The sequence below is a fragment of the Terriglobus roseus DSM 18391 genome, assembly GCF_000265425.1.
GTDB classification, from domain to species: domain Bacteria; phylum Acidobacteriota; class Terriglobia; order Terriglobales; family Acidobacteriaceae; genus Terriglobus; species Terriglobus roseus.
The window spans coordinates 496,763-513,319 of sequence record NC_018014.1; the positions used below are offsets into that span (position 1 = coordinate 496,763).

11 protein-coding genes and 2 tRNA genes are annotated in these 16,557 nt (G+C 59.9%); 8 read left to right on the forward strand and 5 right to left on the reverse strand.

Going from position 1 to position 16,557, the window contains the following annotated elements:
• Positions 1-66: 66 nt before the first annotated feature.
• The 3 genes from TERRO_RS02115 to TERRO_RS02125 all read right to left on the reverse strand — a co-directional run bounded on the left by TERRO_RS02115 (position 67) and on the right by TERRO_RS02125 (position 2,094).
• Positions 67-143 (reverse strand) — tRNA-Pro (locus tag TERRO_RS02115).
• A 101-nt stretch (positions 144-244) separates the two neighbouring features.
• Complete coding sequence (locus TERRO_RS02120; RefSeq protein ID WP_014784349.1) at positions 245-859, reverse strand: DUF4112 domain-containing protein; 615 nt, start codon at positions 857-859, stop codon at positions 245-247.
• Positions 860-879: 20 nt separating this feature from the next.
• Entirely contained in the window at positions 880-2,094 is a 1,215-nt protein-coding gene (locus TERRO_RS02125; RefSeq protein WP_014784350.1) for an acyltransferase family protein, read from the reverse strand.
• A 61-nt stretch (positions 2,095-2,155) separates the two neighbouring features.
• Between TERRO_RS02125 and TERRO_RS02130 the strand changes: the two genes are divergently transcribed.
• Together TERRO_RS02130 and TERRO_RS02140 are read left to right on the forward strand one after the other, a co-directional pair.
• Positions 2,156-2,231: transfer RNA gene (locus TERRO_RS02130), tRNA-His, on the forward strand.
• A 410-nt stretch (positions 2,232-2,641) separates the two neighbouring features.
• Positions 2,642-3,409: a DUF72 domain-containing protein gene (locus TERRO_RS02140; protein ID WP_014784351.1), complete on the forward strand. Its 768-nt coding sequence runs from the start codon at positions 2,642-2,644 to the stop codon at positions 3,407-3,409.
• Between the two features lie 664 nt (positions 3,410-4,073).
• On the opposite strand, the gene TERRO_RS02145 is transcribed toward TERRO_RS02140, so the two are convergent.
• Positions 4,074-4,334, reverse strand: a complete 261-nt coding sequence (locus TERRO_RS02145) for a hypothetical protein (RefSeq protein WP_014784353.1) — start codon at positions 4,332-4,334, stop codon at positions 4,074-4,076.
• Between the two features lie 190 nt (positions 4,335-4,524).
• On the opposite strand from TERRO_RS02145, the gene TERRO_RS02150 reads away from it, so the two are divergent.
• The 6 genes from TERRO_RS02150 (at position 4,525) to TERRO_RS02175 (ending at position 14,619) form a co-directional block, all read left to right on the forward strand.
• Positions 4,525-6,159 carry a L,D-transpeptidase family protein gene (locus TERRO_RS02150; protein ID WP_041592404.1) on the forward strand — a complete coding sequence of 545 codons (1,635 nt, stop codon included), beginning with the start codon at positions 4,525-4,527 and terminating at the stop codon, positions 6,157-6,159.
• Between the two features lie 414 nt (positions 6,160-6,573).
• A complete protein-coding gene (locus TERRO_RS02155; RefSeq protein ID WP_014784355.1) occupies positions 6,574-7,758 on the forward strand; it encodes an alpha/beta hydrolase in 1,185 nt (394 codons plus the stop codon).
• Between the two features lie 62 nt (positions 7,759-7,820).
• On the forward strand, positions 7,821-9,218 hold the full coding sequence (locus TERRO_RS02160) for an SGNH/GDSL hydrolase family protein (protein ID WP_014784356.1): 1,398 nt from the start codon (positions 7,821-7,823) through the stop codon (positions 9,216-9,218).
• A gap of 42 nt (positions 9,219-9,260) precedes the next feature.
• The gene (locus TERRO_RS02165; protein WP_014784357.1) at positions 9,261-11,891 is read left to right on the forward strand and encodes a RelA/SpoT family protein; all 2,631 of its coding nucleotides are present in this window, start codon (positions 9,261-9,263) and stop codon (positions 11,889-11,891) included.
• A 290-nt stretch (positions 11,892-12,181) separates the two neighbouring features.
• The gene (locus tag TERRO_RS02170) at positions 12,182-13,003 is read left to right on the forward strand and encodes a hypothetical protein (RefSeq protein ID WP_014784358.1); all 822 of its coding nucleotides are present in this window, start codon (positions 12,182-12,184) and stop codon (positions 13,001-13,003) included.
• A 335-nt stretch (positions 13,004-13,338) separates the two neighbouring features.
• Positions 13,339-14,619: a RelA/SpoT domain-containing protein gene (locus TERRO_RS02175; RefSeq protein WP_014784359.1), complete on the forward strand. Its 1,281-nt coding sequence runs from the start codon at positions 13,339-13,341 to the stop codon at positions 14,617-14,619.
• A gap of 15 nt (positions 14,620-14,634) precedes the next feature.
• Here TERRO_RS02175 and TERRO_RS02180 read toward each other — a convergent pair whose 3' ends face one another.
• Positions 14,635-16,221, reverse strand: a complete 1,587-nt coding sequence (locus tag TERRO_RS02180) for an ATP-binding protein (protein WP_014784360.1) — start codon at positions 16,219-16,221, stop codon at positions 14,635-14,637.
• Between the last annotated feature and the right edge of the window lie 336 nt (positions 16,222-16,557).

Consider the following 16,557-nt stretch of genomic DNA (forward strand, 5'->3'; position numbering starts at 1 on the left):
AGCGACAGCCGCGCAAGGCTGTGCGTTGAAGAACCGGGAAACTTGTGTGCGGATAAGAGGGGTGAATGGTCGGGGCGGAGAGATTCGAACTCCCGACCCTCTGCTCCCAAAGCAGATGCGCTACCAGGCTGCGCTACGCCCCGACACAAACTATTCTACGACGCCGCACCACATCCGGAACAGCAGGAAAACGGGGTGACCCCACGTCTCTCCTCTGAGACGTGGGGTCAAGCCCCATGAAACCTTACCGATGCGCGCCCATGGCAAAGAACTTTCCAGCTAGAAACGCCAGCAGGGCCAGCGGAATCGCCAGCAGGCAAAGCATTCCAAAGAACAGCCAGAACAGAAACATCCAGTCTGAGAAGCGATGCTTCTTCTGCTGCTGCGGCGTCGTCCCCAGTCGTCCCTGCGCCGGCACGGAACCCGCACCCGCACCAAAGCCCGTTCCATACGCAGGATCGGCCGTGTAATTCGGCACCGCGCCCATCGACCGCTCCAGCAAGGCAAAGTTCTTCCGGTTCGCCTTCCAGGCCACGTCGAACGCATCGCCCAGAAGCGGAATCGTGCCCACAATGGTCTCGATCGCCACATTCGCCAGCATACGAGCCAGCGTCACTCGCGGCACGCCCCGCAGCCACGCCGCCAGGATGATGATCCACGACGCCATCGCGCCAATGATGTCGCCCACACCCGGAATCAGCCCGATAATCCCGTCCAGGCCGAACCGGATCTGCGTGCCGGGGATGCGCAGAAAATCATCCAGCACATGCGACAGCAGATCCAGGTTGCGGTCGCTGAACAGCTCAGAGCCGGCGCGCATGCGCGGGCGAAGAATCTCGGGTTCGGGAGTCGGTGCCATCGTCTCTCTCTGATGCCGGGTCAAACCCGCAGGAAGATCCGCTTCCGATAAAAGGGATACACCACCGCCCACGTCACCGCCACAACCGTCAGCCCAAACACCAACTCCGGCCAGCCATGCGCCGAAATCAGCCCACGCAGCCAATTCTCATACACCCGCAAAACCGTGCCACCGGACAGCTGCACCATCGAAAGCACAGGCGGCAGCAGCTCCGACACCATGTAAGCCAGGATCGAGTTCGTCCCGAACACCATCAACGGCATATAAGCCGCAGGCGTCGCATTCGCACCAACTCCATCGCGACCCCACCGCTTCACGTCCACCACATACACCGCCAGCGCCAGCAGCAACAGGCTCAACCCACCGGCCCACAGCGAAAACGAACTCGTCCAGAGCTTCTTGTTCAGCGGGAATCCATAGCTCCAAAGCCACCCCGCCACCGTCATCGCAACCCCACCCAGCGCCAGCCCAACAGCCTTCGCCGTCGTCGAACGGGTCGTCCGCAGCCACGTCCCCGCCAGCACACCATACAGAGCCGTCGAAATCGCCGGCAGCGTCGACAGCAGCCCCTCCGGATCGCGCACCTGTTGGTACAAGTGCTGAGGCGCAAAGATCAGCCGGTCCAGCCACGCCGTCAGGTTGCCATTCGGATCGTTGATCGGGATCTCATGTGTCGGCGTCCCAAACCCCGGCACCGGCACAAACCGCATCAGCACCCAATACACCACCAGGCACGCCACGGCGATCGCCGCCTTGTCCTTCCAGCCCTTCCGCAACAGGCAAAGCCCACTCACCACCAGGTAGCAGAGCGCCGTCCGCTGCAACACCCCATAGAACCGAATCCGGTCCAGGTGCTGAAACGGAAACGTATTCACCACAATCCCAAACAGCGCCAGCACCGCCGACCGCCGCAGAGTATGCAGAAACAGCGTCTTCCGCGAAGCGCCCTTCGCCAGCCGCGCCGCCGTCGACAACACCAGCGACAAACCCACCAGGAACAGGAACGTCGGAAACACCAGGTCCGTCAACGTGAACCCATTCCACTGCGCATGCTGCAGCTCAAAAAACGCGCCCGGCCCCGGCTGATTATTCACCAGGATCATGAACGCAATCGTTAGTCCACGCAGCACATCCACGGAAAGCAGACGCTCCGTCTTCGGTGCCGTACGCACCACATCCGAGTCCACCGTGGACGCAATCTCAGGATCCAGCTCCACCTGCCTGCCATTTGCCATAGGGGCAGCATAAGGCCACCGGGGCCAGATGTGCCCGCGATGCTACAATCAAACCAGTACGGCGGCTATAGTTCAGGGGTTAGAACGCGGGTCTGTGGCACCCGATGTCGAGGGTTCAAATCCCTCTAGCCGCCCCAAATATCTAAGCAACGGACACCCAAGCGGGTGTCCGTTGCTGCGTCTGCCCCAGCATCACCTGAACCGGGCGCCCCATTCTTGCGAAGCAAGGGGTGGGTTACTGCCGGGTGCCCCACGCACCTGAGACGTGGGAGCGCAAAGCGCTCAATCGCGCGCCAGCGCGACTTCTTTCGGAGGGGCATGGCTTCAGCCATGCCATTCCAACCTATGAATGAGACCGGCTTCAGCCGCTGAGCGAGGTCTTCTCTCGAGGCACGGAGCCATCGAAGCCCACGAACTCCGGGTGCCCACGTCTCGCCTCTGACTCGGGAGCGCAAAGCGCGACCCGGAGAAGGCAGGGGCCTTCAGGCCCCTGAAATCCAACAAAAACAACAAGCGGGCTTTAGCCCCGGCCGACTCCAATGCCATCATGGAGAGCGTGGAAGACATGACCCAACCCGACAAGCCCGCAACCCTCTTCGCCGGCACCTCCGGCTGGGCCTACCCCACATGGAAACCCGGCTTCTACCCGCCAAAGTTCCCGGCCAAACGCTTCCTCGAGCACTACGCCTCGCGCCTCAACTCCGTCGAGGTCAACTACACCTTCCGCGCCCTGCCCACCGCAGCGCAGCTTCAGGGCTGGATGGAAGCCGCCGGCCCCGCCTTCCGCTTCAGCTTCAAGGCACCCGAAATCGTCACCCACCGCAAGCGACTCCGCGACTGCGGCGACGCCATCGACCGGTTCCTCACCGCGCTCGAACCCGTCCGCCAGGCCAACGCCCTCGGCTGCCTGCTCTTCCAGCTCCCGCCTAACTTCAAAGCGGACATCCCACGCCTCGAAGCCTTCCTCGCACTCCCGCAGCTCGCCAACGCCGGCCGCATCTGTTTTGAGTTCCGTCACGAGAGCTGGTTTACAGACGACACCTGGTCCGCCCTCCGCGCCCACGGAGCAGCCGTCTGCATCGCCGAAAGCGAAGACCTCATCACGCCCGAAGTCCAGACCGCCCCGGACTTCGCCTGTTACCGCCTCCGCATGCCCGGCGGCTACGACGCCACCACCATCGCCGACCACGCAGCCCGCTTCCACGCCCTCAGCGCCACCCGGGACGTCTTCGTCTACTACAAACACGAAGACGAACCCACCGGCCCCCTCGCCGCCGAAAGCATGCTCCAACAAGCCGCCGCCCAGGACTTCTAGACTCCACAGCACACACCAGCGGAGACCACCAAACCGGTGCCCCACCTTCGCGAAGGTAAGGTGGGGATTCGTGCGAAGCACGAACTGCTCTTAACGCGGTCAAGCGCGCGGAAGGGCACAGCTTCAGCTGTGCCAACACACACCTGCAGCGCGATAGGCTTTAGCCCCTGAGGTCAGCTTTAGCTCGCAGCACCGCGAAATCAGAAGGCAGGGTGCCCCATTCATGACGGCTTCATCATGAGTGGGAGTAGCGCTTTCAGAGTGGCATGGCTTAAGCCATGCCATAAAGCCCCAACCAGAAAACCGGCTTCAGCCACAGAGGGATATTTTCTCCTCAGCAAAGAAGCTGGCGAGCCCACCAACGAGTGCCCCACGTCTCGCACGTGAGACTGAGACTGAGACTGAGACCTGAGACTGAGACGTGAGACTTGAGAGCGCGAAGCGCTCCATCACGCGAAGCGTGACACGGAGAAGGCAGGGGCCTTCAGGCCCCTGAATCCAAACCATAAAACGAGGGGCTTCAGCCCCGGCGCGTGCTCATCCATGACGGCCTCATCGTCACCAGTAGGAGTAAATCTTTCGGAGGGGCATGGCTTAAGCCATGCCATAGAGCCCAGCACAGAAGACCGGCTTCAGCCGCTGAGGGACTTCTTCTCCCAAGAACCTAAAAATTCCCGCGAAACCCAATCGTCCGCAGCGCCCGATGCGTCAACGTCGCATAGATCCCATCATGCGGAAAGCTCGACCACGTCCCAACATCCGCCGCCGTCAGCGCCCGCAGCGCCTCACTTTCGGTCCGAAAACGAACCGGCCGCAGGCTCCGCAACGAATGATCCGGCCCCAGCGTATCGCCCGCAGGATCGGCGTGCAGCCACAGCGTATTACCCAGCAACCGCAGGTCCAGCTTGAAGAAGTGTGCATCCATGCAGGCCTCAGCCTAGCACCTCGGCATCCGGTCTCAGGTCGTGACCCCAAAGAGGCACATCGATCCACGAACCGTCCTGCCAATTCGCGCATCCTAGCACCCAGACCTCATGCGAATGCACCCTAAACTTATCCTTTTTGCCGCTCTGTCGGCCTCCTCTATCCTTTCCGGTTGTAAACGCGCCCACCAGATGGCGCACCACGTCACCAGCTCCGAGCCGGACTACACCTCCCAGCTCCAGGCAGACGTCACGCCCGGCAAGCTCGACGGCATGAAGTATCCCGACTTCACAGACATTCAGCCGCAGGTCGCCAGCCTCTATGACATGCGCGACTTCGACGCCATCTGGGTAAAGAACGGCAAACCCACCGCTCAGGCAAGCGCCATGCTCTCCGAGTTCTCCAACGCCATCAAGCGCGGCCTCCGCCCCGAGGACTACGACGCCAGCAAGTGGCAGGAGCGCGTCGCCAATCTCAAGTCGCCGGAAGGCGCAGCCTCCTTTGACGTGGCTCTCACCGTCAACGCCATGCGCTTCGTCAGCGACCTGCACATGGGCCGCGCCAATCCCGCCCACTTCACCTTCGGCATCAAGGGCTATGACGATCGCAAGATCGACGCCGCAGCCATCCTCAACAACCAGGTCGTCGACGCCAGTGATGTCACCAAGGCGCTCGATTCCGTCGAGCCGCAGGCCCTTCAGTACGGCCAGTTAAAGACCGTGCTCGCACACTACCTCGACCTCGAACCCCAGGACCACAGCACGCCGCTGCCTGAGATCGATGCCAAGGCTAAGACCGTTCCGCTCACCGCCGGCTATCCCGCCATGCAGTCGCTCCAGCAGAAGCTTGCACTCCTCGGCGACCTCTCCACCGGCGGCGACCCCAACGCATCGGCTGACATCAACACCGTCACCGACGCGCTCAAGCACTTCCAGCATCGCCACGGCATCGCAGAAGACGGCAAGCTCGGCCACGACGTCGTCGTCGCGCTCAACACACCCATCACCGCGCGCGTCACCCAGATCGCAGACAGCATGGAACGCTGGCGCTGGCTCAACGACAACTACCAGAACGCCTCCATCATGGTGAACCTGCCAGAGTTCCAGCTCCGCGCCTTCGAAGGCACCGGCGCGGACCATCATGAGGTCTTCCGCATGAACGTCGTCGACGGAGCCAGCAGCGACGACACCCACCACACCCCCATGATCGCGGACCAGATGAAGTACCTCGTCTTCCGCCCCTACTGGAACGTGCCGCCATCCATCGCGAAAAAAGAGATCATCCCCCACATGCAGAAGCAGCCGGGCTATCTCGAAGCGAAGAACTACGAGACGGTCGACCTCAAGGGTCAGCCCGCATCGCCTGACATGAACCGCATCGCGCAGGGCACCGTCATGGTCCGGCAGAAGGCCGGCAACTCCAACTCGCTCGGTCTCGTGAAGTTCATGTTCCCCAACCAGTTCAACGTCTACCTGCACGACACGAATGAGAAGGCGCTCTTCACCCGCACCCGCCGCGACTACTCCCACGGCTGCGTCCGCGTGCAGGACCCGCCCAAGCTAGCCGACTGGGTACTCCGCGACAACCCCAAGTGGGACGCAGACACCATCGCAGAAGCCATGGCCAACGGCGACGACAACAAATCCGTCTCGCTCCCCAAGCCAATCCCCGTCGTCATCTTCTACTCCACGGCCTGGTCGGACGACGGTGAAATCCACTTCTTCAAAGACATGTACGGGTACGACGCTGACCTAGAAAAGACCCTCGACGGCGGTCGCCCCTACCCACAGAAGCCAATGAAGGCAGTAACCGAAAAAGACGCCTGATCAGCAACTCAAAAAATAAGTAACCAGCAAGCAAAAGCGGATGCCACAAGGCATCCGCTTCGCATTGGGAAGACCACCAATCGGCTTACACACGCGAAGCACGAACCTCTTCAGAAGGACACAAAGCCGGGTGCCCACCTTCGCGAATCTAAGGTGGGAATTCGTACGAAAGCACGAACCACTTCGGAGTGGCACAAATCCGGGTGCCCCATTCTTTCGCAAGCTTCATCGCGAAAGGGTGGGTTCTTCGCGCCAAAGCGCGAACCTCTTTCGGAGGGCCAGGCTTCAGCCATGCCATCAAACCCGCAACCCTGAACGGCTTCAGCCCCCGAGGGACTCCTATCCACCACGAAGGACTTTGACGACACAAATCCGGCGGACGAACGCACCTCTTGCTATCCTCATCACATCCACATGGCTAAAGACTTCCGGCGTCGGCTCCTCTGCTGCGTAGCTGCTGCGTACCTTGCAGCTGCGACCGGCCGTGCCGACGCGCAGGCATCGCCCACACCCACGGGTGAACCCGAAGTCCTTAAGTCCTCCGCCGGAACCGTCGAAGTCGGCGTGCTCGGCCGCGCCGAGTACCGCATCGACGTGCCCGCCAACTGGAACCGCGGCCTCGTCGTCTTCTTCCACGGCTACTCCGAATCGCCCTTCCGCTTCCGCCTCGACAGCAGCATCGGCGCGCAGCCCAACGAGATGTTCAAGCGCGGCTTCGCCGTCATCCAAAGCGGCTACAGCGAAACCGGATGGGCCCTGCAGGCCGGCTACGCCGATACCGAAGTCCTCCGTCGCTACTTCATCAAGAAGTACGGCCAGCCGCGCGAAAGCTATGCCGCCGGCGGCAGCATGGGCGGCGCCCTCACCATGATCAGCATGGAACTCAACGGCGACGGCAAAAAGTTCACCTACACCGCAGGCCTCGACCTCTGCGGAGCCGTCGGCCCCAGCTACGTCCATCTCAACCGCCGCTTCGCCATCCGCGCCGCCTTCGACTACTACTTCCCGGGCCTCTTCGGATCGCTCGACCCCGTCCCCGCAGACTTTCAGGAGAGTGAAGCCCTCCGCTCGAAAGTCCTCGCAGCCCTCCGCTCCAAGCCCGAAGCAGCTCTCGCCATGCGCGAACTCACGCTGCTCCATTCGGACGTAGAAGTCTCCCGCGTCATGGGCTACTTCACCTACGTCATCGCGGACATGCAGCGCAAAGCCGGCGGCAACCCCTTCGACAACCGCAACTGGCTCTATACAGGCACCAGCGTCAACACGACCACCGACTACGCCCTCAACGACGGCGTCCGCCGCTACGCACCCGACACTAGGGCACGCGACTACCTCATGGCGCACTACTGGCCCACCGGCCGCCTCACCCGTCCCATGCTCGCGCTGCACACCATCTACGATCCGCTCATCCCGGCCAACAGCCTCACCCTCTACGCCAGCGAAGTAGCCCGCGCCGGCTACGCCGACAACCTCGTCCAGCAGTACGTCCACCGCGAAGGCCACTGCACCTTCACCCCGGAAGAAGTCGGCCGGGCCTTCGACGAAGTCGTCAACTGGGCCCACACCGGCAAAGCCCCCCAACCAGGCTTCCTCCACTAACACCCAGATCCAGCGCGTCCCGTAATCCCTCAAGACCAATCGACCGTCCACCACTGCACACCATGCCTCTGAGCTTTACCGAACACCATCCTCTCTGGAAGAGCCCGGCGGCTCGCCGTATCTTGTTTGCCGCGATATCTCTCGGCGCGCTCGCCCTCGCAGGCTGCAGCACCATCGTCCAGACCATCACGGTGGATCTGACAAAGAAGGTCGCCACGCCGATAGACGGCTCGGCCGCACTCGCTTACCTGCAGCAACCGGTCGTTCAGGCGGGCTCACCGGCCGCTACCATCACGGTGCATGGTGCAGGCTTCCAGCCGACCTCGCAGCTCCTGCTCGACGGTGCTCTCCGCACAGTCACGTTTGGCAGCTCCGTCGATCTGCAGTTCAACATCTCCGCAAGCGAACTCGCCTCGCCCGGCCGCCACACCGTTCAGGTCCAGAACCCCGGCTCTGGCGTGCCCGCCTCCAACAAGCTCGCACTCCTCGTCACCTCTGGCTACGCAGCCTTTGGTGACTCCATCACTTTCGGCGGAGGCCTTGATGCCCGGCTGACCGAAGCCTACCCCTTCGTCATCGCCTCCCAGCTATCGCTCTACGCCCAGGACCACGGCCAGAACGGAGACCAGGCATGCGATATCTTTCCCCACGCGATCTACCCGCAGTTAGTGGGGTATATCGCGGTCGCAGCACCTCTCTACTCCGTCATGATCGGCACCAACGACGCGAACCGCTACGGCGTCGGCACCTATGAGGCGGTCTACAACCACTGCCACCAGGCCGTCCTCACATGGCTCGGCACCAGCCGCGCAGACAAACTGCTCCCCGGCGACGCAGCACTCACCGCTGCCGGCGGCTGCACCATCACCCCCGACCCGCAGAACTTCGGCGGCATCACCTGCACCGCCGGTACGCCCGGCACCATCACCGCCTCCGCCTTCCGCACCAATGGTTCTGCAATCTACGTCTGGTACACACTCACTGACGCCGCCTCCGCAAACAGCAACCTCTCGGTAGCCATCGACGGTGCCTCACCGGCCACGGCATCCGCCCACCCCCAGGTCCCCATCGCCACCTCCAACGGCAGCACCCAGTCCGTCTCCGTGCTTCGCATCCCCGCCGGCGCCGGCACGCACACTGTGGCCATTCAGACTTCGGGTGACATCGCCATCCAGGGCATCGGCACCAATCGCGGTGGGCCAGCCATACCGCAGCTCATCGTCGGCGACGTCCCATGGCAGCTTTCGCAAGACCCCATCGCCTCCGTCAGCACCCAGCTGCGCTACAGCGCAAACGCCCACGCCAACCTCGCACAGGCCCTTACCGACGGACTCGACGTCCGCTTCGCCCAGGACCGCGTCACCATGTGGGGCACCCGCGACGAGATGCTTGACCGTGTACATCCCAACGCGCTCGGCCACCAGCATCTCGCCACGGCCTATCTCGCTGCCCTGCAGTAAAGCCTCCGCAGTCAAACCTATAAACGCAAGCTAAAATGACCCATGGACCACTCGCAGCCGGTCTCCACGCACCCGGCACCCGCGACGACCGACTCCACAACCATCACCTCTAGCGATTCCGGCAGGAATCTCGAGGCGGCCGTCCCTGCTCCAAAACCACTCGCGCCCGAAGATTCCCTGCGACGCCCCATGCCCGCACAGTCCGCGCCCTCCGCGCTGCCACCCTCCAACGGCATCCCCGCGCAGCCTGACCCCGAAACCACCGCGTTAGAGTCCCTCGCGGAACCCGCCGGCATCCTCGCGCAACCCGGGCCGGCCACCCCCAGGCCACTCGCCGCACCGCTCGCCTCCGCGCTCTACCTGCCGACTTTTCCCAAAGAAATCACCAGCAAGATCGACGAAGACTTCGAGCTCCTCCTCGCCACCGTCCGCGCCAACCGCCCCGGCGACGACCTCGATATCGTCCGCGCCGCCTGGCAGTTCTGCATGGCGCAGCACGAAGGCCAGAAGCGCGCCAGCGGCGAACCCTACATCATCCACCCGCTTGAAGTCGGCCAGGTCCTCGCCGAAATGAAGATGGACTCCACCGCCATCGCCGCAGGCCTCCTGCACGACGCCGTGGAAGACACACCCGTCTCCACCGAAGAGATCTCCCGCCGCTTCGGCCCGCAGGTCGCGCACATCGTCGACGGCGTCACCAAGCTCGACCGCATCAAGTTCGCAAACAAGGAAGACCACCAGGCCGAAAACATCCGCAAGATGCTCCTCGCCATGGTCTCGGACATCCGCGTCGTCCTCATCAAGATGGCCGACCGCCTGCACAACATGCGCACCCTCGGCCACCTCAAGCCGGAAAAGCAGCAGCGCATCGCCCGCGAAACCCTCGACATCTACGCCCCACTCGCCCACCGCCTCGGCATGGGTAAGTTACGCGGCGAGTTCGAAGACTTAGCCTTCCAATATGTCGATCCCGCCCGCTTCTTAAAACTCGCGCAGGACGTCGAGTTAGTCCGCAACCGCGGCGGCGAAGAGTTCCTCGATAACATCGTCGCCCGCTTCCAGCTCGAACTCACCCGCCACGGCCTCCCCGGACGCGTCGAGTACCGCATCAAGCGCCTCTACTCCATCAATCAAAAATTAGTCGCCGACGCAGCCCAGGGCGGCGACGACGATATCTCCCAGGTGCACGACCTCTTCGCCGTCCGCGTCATCACGCAGACCGTCCAGGACTGTTACGCCATCCTCGGTCTCCTCCACAGCATCTGGCGCCCCGTCCCCGGCCGTATCAAGGACTTCATCGCCATGCCGCGGCCCAACCTCTACCAGTCGCTGCACACCACACTCGTCGCCGAAGGCGGCTACCAGTTCGAAGTACAGATCCGTACCGAAGAGATGCACCGCATCGCCGAAGACGGCATCGCCGCTCACTGGAAGTACAAGGCCAACGAATCCGTCAACGCAAAAGACGAGCAGCGCCTCGCATGGGTGCGCCAGTTAATGGAATGGCAGCGCGAGATGACCGACCCCAACGAGTTCATGTCGACCCTCAAAATCGACCTGTACCCCGAAGAGGTCTACACCTTCACGCCCAAGGGCAAGGTCGTCGTCCTCCCCAAAGACGCCAGCCCCATCGACTTCGCCTACACCATCCACACCGAGGTCGGTCACTCCACGGTCGGTGCCAAGGTCAACGGCCGCATCGTCCCACTCCGCCATCGCCTCCGCAACGGCGACATCGTCGAGATCACCACCCAGACCGGCCACACACCCTCGCGCGACTGGCTCTCCTTCGTCAAGTCCTCACGCGCCCGCAACAAGATCAAGCACTGGCTCAACGAGCACCAGCGCGAACGCGCCATTGAAATCGGCCGCAAGTTACTCGAGCGCGAAGCCCGTAAATTCAAAGTAAGTCTGCATAAATTACACGACGCCGACTATGACCGAGTCGCCATCGACTACGGCCTCGGCGCCGGTCCTGACTTACTCGGAGCCATCGGCTTCGGCAAATACAGCGCACGCCAGGCACTCAACAAGTTAGTCCCCGGCAGCACGAAACTCGACGCGTCCGAACAGGAAACAAGCAACCAGAAACAAGAAACTCCGACGGGCAGCTTAGCCAACGTACCCGCCTCCGAACTCAGCAAGATGTCCGACGCCGTCAAACGCGTCTACTTCGGCAAAGGTTCTGACTCGCTCCAGGTCGAAGGCCAGGGCGACCTCCTCGTCTACCGCGCACGCTGTTGTAACCCCATCCGCGGCGAAGAGATCGTCGGCTACGTCACCCGCGGCAAAGGCGTCGCCGTCCACGCCCGCAGCTGTCCCAACGTACAAAACCTGCTCTACGAAAGCGACCGCCGCATCCAGGTCGAGTGGGCCCCCATGCCGGAAAGCAACACCCCCAGCGGCGGCACCTTGCCCAAGCCCACCCGCTACCCCGTCCGCCTCATCGTCCACTGCGACGACCGCAGTGGCATGCTCAAAGAACTCACCGCCATCATCTCCGACGACGACACCAACATCCGCTCCGTCGACTCCCGCGTCAACGACGACGGCACCACCGCTACCGTGGAATTCGTCGTAGAAACCCTCGACCTCCGCCACCTCAACAAACTCACCGTCGACATGCGCCGCGTCCCCGGCGTCCGCGAAGTCCAGCGCGTCAGCAAAATCTAGGCCGTGTCCCCACAAAGATCTAGCTCGTGTCCCCATAGAAAGCCTTTGCATTCCTTCGGAAAGGCTTTAGCCGCCGAGATAGAAACCGTCGGCCCATTGGAGTGCGCCTTTAGGCGCTGAGATTCGAATCTCGGTGGCGCGCCCGGCTCTGTCCCGCCGGCTTGATCCGCTTTCTTTCGTCCGCAAACGTATCGGCCTCACATCCCGCCCGCAACGCCCCACAAAAAAATAAGCTGCCAACCATCCCTCACAAGGACTACTCTTGCTCGCAAGTAAGAGAGGTCCGCGCGATGAAGACACTGTTCGTGCTTGCGTGTGGTGCAATCTCCAGTTGCCTGGTAGCCGTAGCCCTGGCCGCGCTCCAGGCCTCCACCGGCCGCATCTTCTTCGGCTATAGCTGGTTCGTCGTCCTTCCCGTCGGTGCGCTCGTCAGCGGCATCTTCGCGGGCAGCGGTTACTACCTGGCATGTCACACAGCGCAATGCCGGCCCGGCCGCTTCACACTCGCGGGCATCCTCGGCATCGCGACGGCCACATTCTTCCTCATCTACTTCCTGCAATACCCCAAAGACAACACCTTCGCCTCGTTCACGTCCTACCTCGCCTACGCCCTCACCCATGCCAAGATGCCCAGCGCCTTTCCCGGCGACAGCATCGGCGCCTATCCCATGGGCCTCCTGGCCTACCTCGCCGCAGCCACCCAGATCCTCGGCCTCGCCAGCGGCGGCTTCATGTTCTACGCCACCCTCCGCGAAGAGCCCTTCTGCGAAGGCTGCCGCAAATACTTCCGCACTGAAGACCCGCAAAGCAGGTTCCTCGCCGACACCGCCGCCGCCGAAGAAGTCATCCGCCTCGCACACACCACCTTCGAAAGCGGTCGCTACCAGGAGTTGTTGGAGGTCTACCCAAAATTCGGCGTCGCCAGAGAACAGTCAACCAGCAAATTCCTGACCAGGCTGGAGCTACGCCAGTGCCCAGGCTGCGGAGCAACCAGGCTGCACTTCACCGCCCAGCGCAAGCAGGTAGTAGGAAGACAGACCTCCTGGACCAAGATGAAGGAAGCAGCAAAGTCAGGCTATTCAAGGTCAAGACTCCAACTCCGCGCCTCCTGACGGTAATTTCTCCCGCCTTCAGCAATCACCCAGCGGCACATCCCCCGCCCACCCGAGATCCCGAGTGACTCATCGTCACCCGCGACGACAGCAGTGGCATGCTCAAAGAACGCACCGCGTCCTCTCCGACGACGATACCAACACCCGGTCGGTAGATTCGCTGCACGCCGACGACGACGGCACAATACCCACCCGCTGTAGAATTCGTCGTAGAAACCCTCGAACTCCGCCACCTCTAAGAACTATGGTCGGTCTGTGGAGGAATACCGGTCGTGCGAGAAGTGCAGCGTATTTCGAAAATCTAAGCTTTGGATGTTTTGTATTGGGAGTTCATTTTGAGTCAGATTGATCCCGTTATTCGGGAGTTCATGCAGCATTACCTGCTGAAATATGATTTCTACAGTCAACTTGCAAAGATGGTTGAGGAACGCCTTCGTGTGGAATTGGATAAGCAGGGGATTCGAGCGATCGTAACCTCACGCGCAAAAGATCCAGACCGCCTTCAGGCAAAGCTGGTTCAACGCAGAACAAGGGTCAAAAATCCGAAAAACTATCGTACACAGGAAGATGTGGAAGCGGACATCGTCGACTTTTCAGGCGCCCGTGTCGCTCTCTATTTTCCGGGAGATATAGAAAAAGTATCAACGCTGATCGACAGTGTTTTCGACAGGCTTGATCTCAAGAAGTTTCCCGAAGCTTCCCCAAGAGTGCGAGCGAAGGGACTAGCGGGCTACATCGCACAACACCATCGGGTTAGGCTCAAGGGACTTTCGCCCGCTCAACAGCGTTATGCCACTGGGCGAGTCGAAATTCAGGTTGCGTCAGTCTTGATGCATGCTTGGTCAGAAGTAGAGCACGATCTACAGTACAAACCACTCTCCGGAAAACTTTCGTTGGATGAAGAAGCGACCTTAGACGAGTTAAACGGTTTGGTGCTGACGGGTGAGATTGCGCTAGAGCGATTGCAGCGTTCTCTACTGAGCCGCTCTTCGAGTGCTGGGTTTAGATTCGAGACAACTTACGATCTGCAGGATCACTTATCTCAATCCATTCCAGACGCTAGATCCAATGGAGTGGGCCGACTCAATTACCTACTTTCGCTCCTTAAGTTTTCGGGCCTGGACAGACCTGAAGCCTTGAAGAAGTATATGGACGAAGTCGACGGCTCGACAGATGGTCCAGTAGCGGATAAGCTCATTGACTTAATCATCCAAGAAGACCCAGATAAGGCCAGATTCCTTGAAGATGCAATCTTAACTTCCCTGGATTCGGATCGCGCTCCCTTTAAAGAGAGCGACGTCTATCAGACGGCGTTGGGACACTTCCTCACTACCTGGATCCGATTGGAGAAGTCGCTCAGGGGGCCGTCAGGCGACCATGTGCCCATATTTAGTCTTCGGGCTGACGAGAGTTTGAGAAAAATGGGTCTTGCTGAGGAGGATATCTCTCAGTATTACCGCATAAGAAAGATAAGGAATGGTTTGGTTCATGGCCAAATTGCATTCACCTCAGCGGAATTGAGAGACGCGAGCAAAGACGTCTTGGCACTCATCAAGCTGGTAGAGGCAAAGAATAAGATAGAGCGGTCACCCAAGAAAGCACGGCTGAGGAAGTAAGTATTGCATGCGAATTCAGAAGCGTAGCTTGAAAAGAAGCGAGAGCACGCTCTGGACGGTGTCGCGATATGTATCTATATCATTATCCGTAACCGTTGCTGTTGCCCGCTCATGGATGAGTTTGTTTCTGAGAGAGTAATAGTGGCTTGCCTTCGAAAGCAGACCCGCCGGTATAGCCACCTTCGAAGTTACTTCCCGAATGACGTCGCTGCGATTTCTAAACAACTGGGAAATTTTGGCGTCATTGTATGCGCTAGGAGGAAAGAGGTCATGGCGGTGGACAATGAACTCTTTCATGGCGATCTCGAAATCGCTGTCGAGAAGAATAAGGGCCATCCTGTTCTTGGTGTCCATTCCTTGACGTCTCAAAATGTCTACAGCAGCAAGGGCCTCCACCAGGCCAACTGTCCAAGGCGCATCCTTCAGAATCTTTTTATTTAGCGTCTTTACCTGTTCGACAGGCTTCTTATAGACCTTTGGTAACGTCGGCAGGTGCAGTTTGCGACTCAGATCTTCGGTCTTTACCTCAATCAACTTTAAGCTGCCTTTAGTGTGGCTAGCGACGCCTTTTTCCCAGTCATGCTTCGTACGACGCGACAGCGAAGAGAAGTGACTCACGAGTTCGATTAGGCGAGGGCGTAGCTGCTGGAATATTGGATGTCCAGGATTGATGCCAGTCTTACTGCTATTCCAAGGCATCATCCCTGCGGGACCCTCTAGCTCTACGATCGCGCGGCACATGGACGCGTCTGGGTGTGGGACGCCAGCTTCCCCGGTCACAAAATATCCCACATCTCTGCTGCGAAGTTCCCGAATAATTAATCGGTGATTGCAATAAACATAGACGCCGTAGTTCTCCAACTCAGGGTCACGATCGGTGATTAAGCCTGCGGTTATCGTTGCTCGTACTGTCCCGTCACTAGAGCTGATAGACAACTTGATGCCCGTCGGGCCGAAGTCCTTGGGATAGGCCCAGTGGTCAAATGTCTTTGGCGAGATAGCGTGGTCGTTGACTTCGATGTAGCAGCCGTTTTTGATGAACCATGAATAGGTCGCTCCGATGTGTTCTCGGATGCGGTCGACGTCGTGTTGATTGAACGGCTTGCGAAGATGGGATATTTCCACGCTGGTAGTACTCGGCGGAAAGTCGTCAGGGATTAGGTAGGCGGGCATTTCCCAGTCGTCAACACTTAACCATTGTTTGGTGATGTCGATTTCGCATGCGGGTTCTTTTCCATACCTGGTTCGGATCTCCACGTGCTCGCCGAGTGCAATGCTGGCACGCTTTCCGCCAACTCCGAAAATCCCAATCACTTCGTCGGCGACCTCGTTCCGGCTACCGCCTGGTGTGATTAGCAGATTGAGGCTGTCTCTCTTCACTCCTCCGGCATCGTCCTGAACTTTTATCAGTTGTCTTTCCACATCGAGGGAGAGAGCAACGTTCAATCTTGATGCCCTACCACTTTGCGTCCAAAGATCAATCGCATTGTCAACCAGTTCCGACAAACCGGTTATGAGGTCATAATCGCTGATGATTGACCAGAACATCCGCTTGATAGGAGTTCCATCGATCGGTGGAATCTCAGTCTTGCGCGTGACCAAGGGGTTGTCTCCGAGAGAAGCGAGGATGGTAATGGCGGGAACCCCATAAGAGTATGTCGCATTCTTAACATTCGCAAAGGTTTCTGTACTGGCGAATCCCTGTCAAGTACCGGGACCACGGATCTTGTTGATTCCATTCGACATCTAGTTGGCGGGTTATTTCTCCAGACTCGCTACAATTGAAATAGCCCTTCTCAGACCAAGCGAACGACATCGGCATAACCGGTCGGCTCATTGCGAAATGCACGCGAAGCGTCGAGAACAGCACGAAGTGCCTAAGTCCTTTGTTATCTAATTTTTGCCCGTAACCCCTTTGGAATCTAATTTTTGCCAAAT

Excerpts from the sequence above, each read along its gene's own strand:
- TERRO_RS02120 (WP_014784349.1), bottom strand. The coding sequence starts at position 859 with ATGGCACCGACTCCCGAACCCGAGATTCTTCGCCCGCGCATGCGCGCC.
- TERRO_RS02125 (WP_014784350.1), bottom strand. The coding sequence starts at position 2,094 with ATGGCAAATGGCAGGCAGGTGGAGCTGGATCCTGAGATTGCGTCCACG.
- TERRO_RS02140 (WP_014784351.1), top strand. The coding sequence starts at position 2,642 with ATGGAGAGCGTGGAAGACATGACCCAACCCGACAAGCCCGCAACCCTC.
- TERRO_RS02145 (WP_014784353.1), bottom strand. The coding sequence starts at position 4,334 with ATGGATGCACACTTCTTCAAGCTGGACCTGCGGTTGCTGGGTAATACG.
- TERRO_RS02150 (WP_041592404.1), top strand. The coding sequence starts at position 4,525 with ATGGCGCACCACGTCACCAGCTCCGAGCCGGACTACACCTCCCAGCTC.
- TERRO_RS02155 (WP_014784355.1), top strand. The coding sequence starts at position 6,574 with ATGGCTAAAGACTTCCGGCGTCGGCTCCTCTGCTGCGTAGCTGCTGCG.
- TERRO_RS02160 (WP_014784356.1), top strand. The coding sequence starts at position 7,821 with ATGCCTCTGAGCTTTACCGAACACCATCCTCTCTGGAAGAGCCCGGCG.
- TERRO_RS02165 (WP_014784357.1), top strand. The coding sequence starts at position 9,261 with ATGGACCACTCGCAGCCGGTCTCCACGCACCCGGCACCCGCGACGACC.
- TERRO_RS02170 (WP_014784358.1), top strand. The coding sequence starts at position 12,182 with ATGAAGACACTGTTCGTGCTTGCGTGTGGTGCAATCTCCAGTTGCCTG.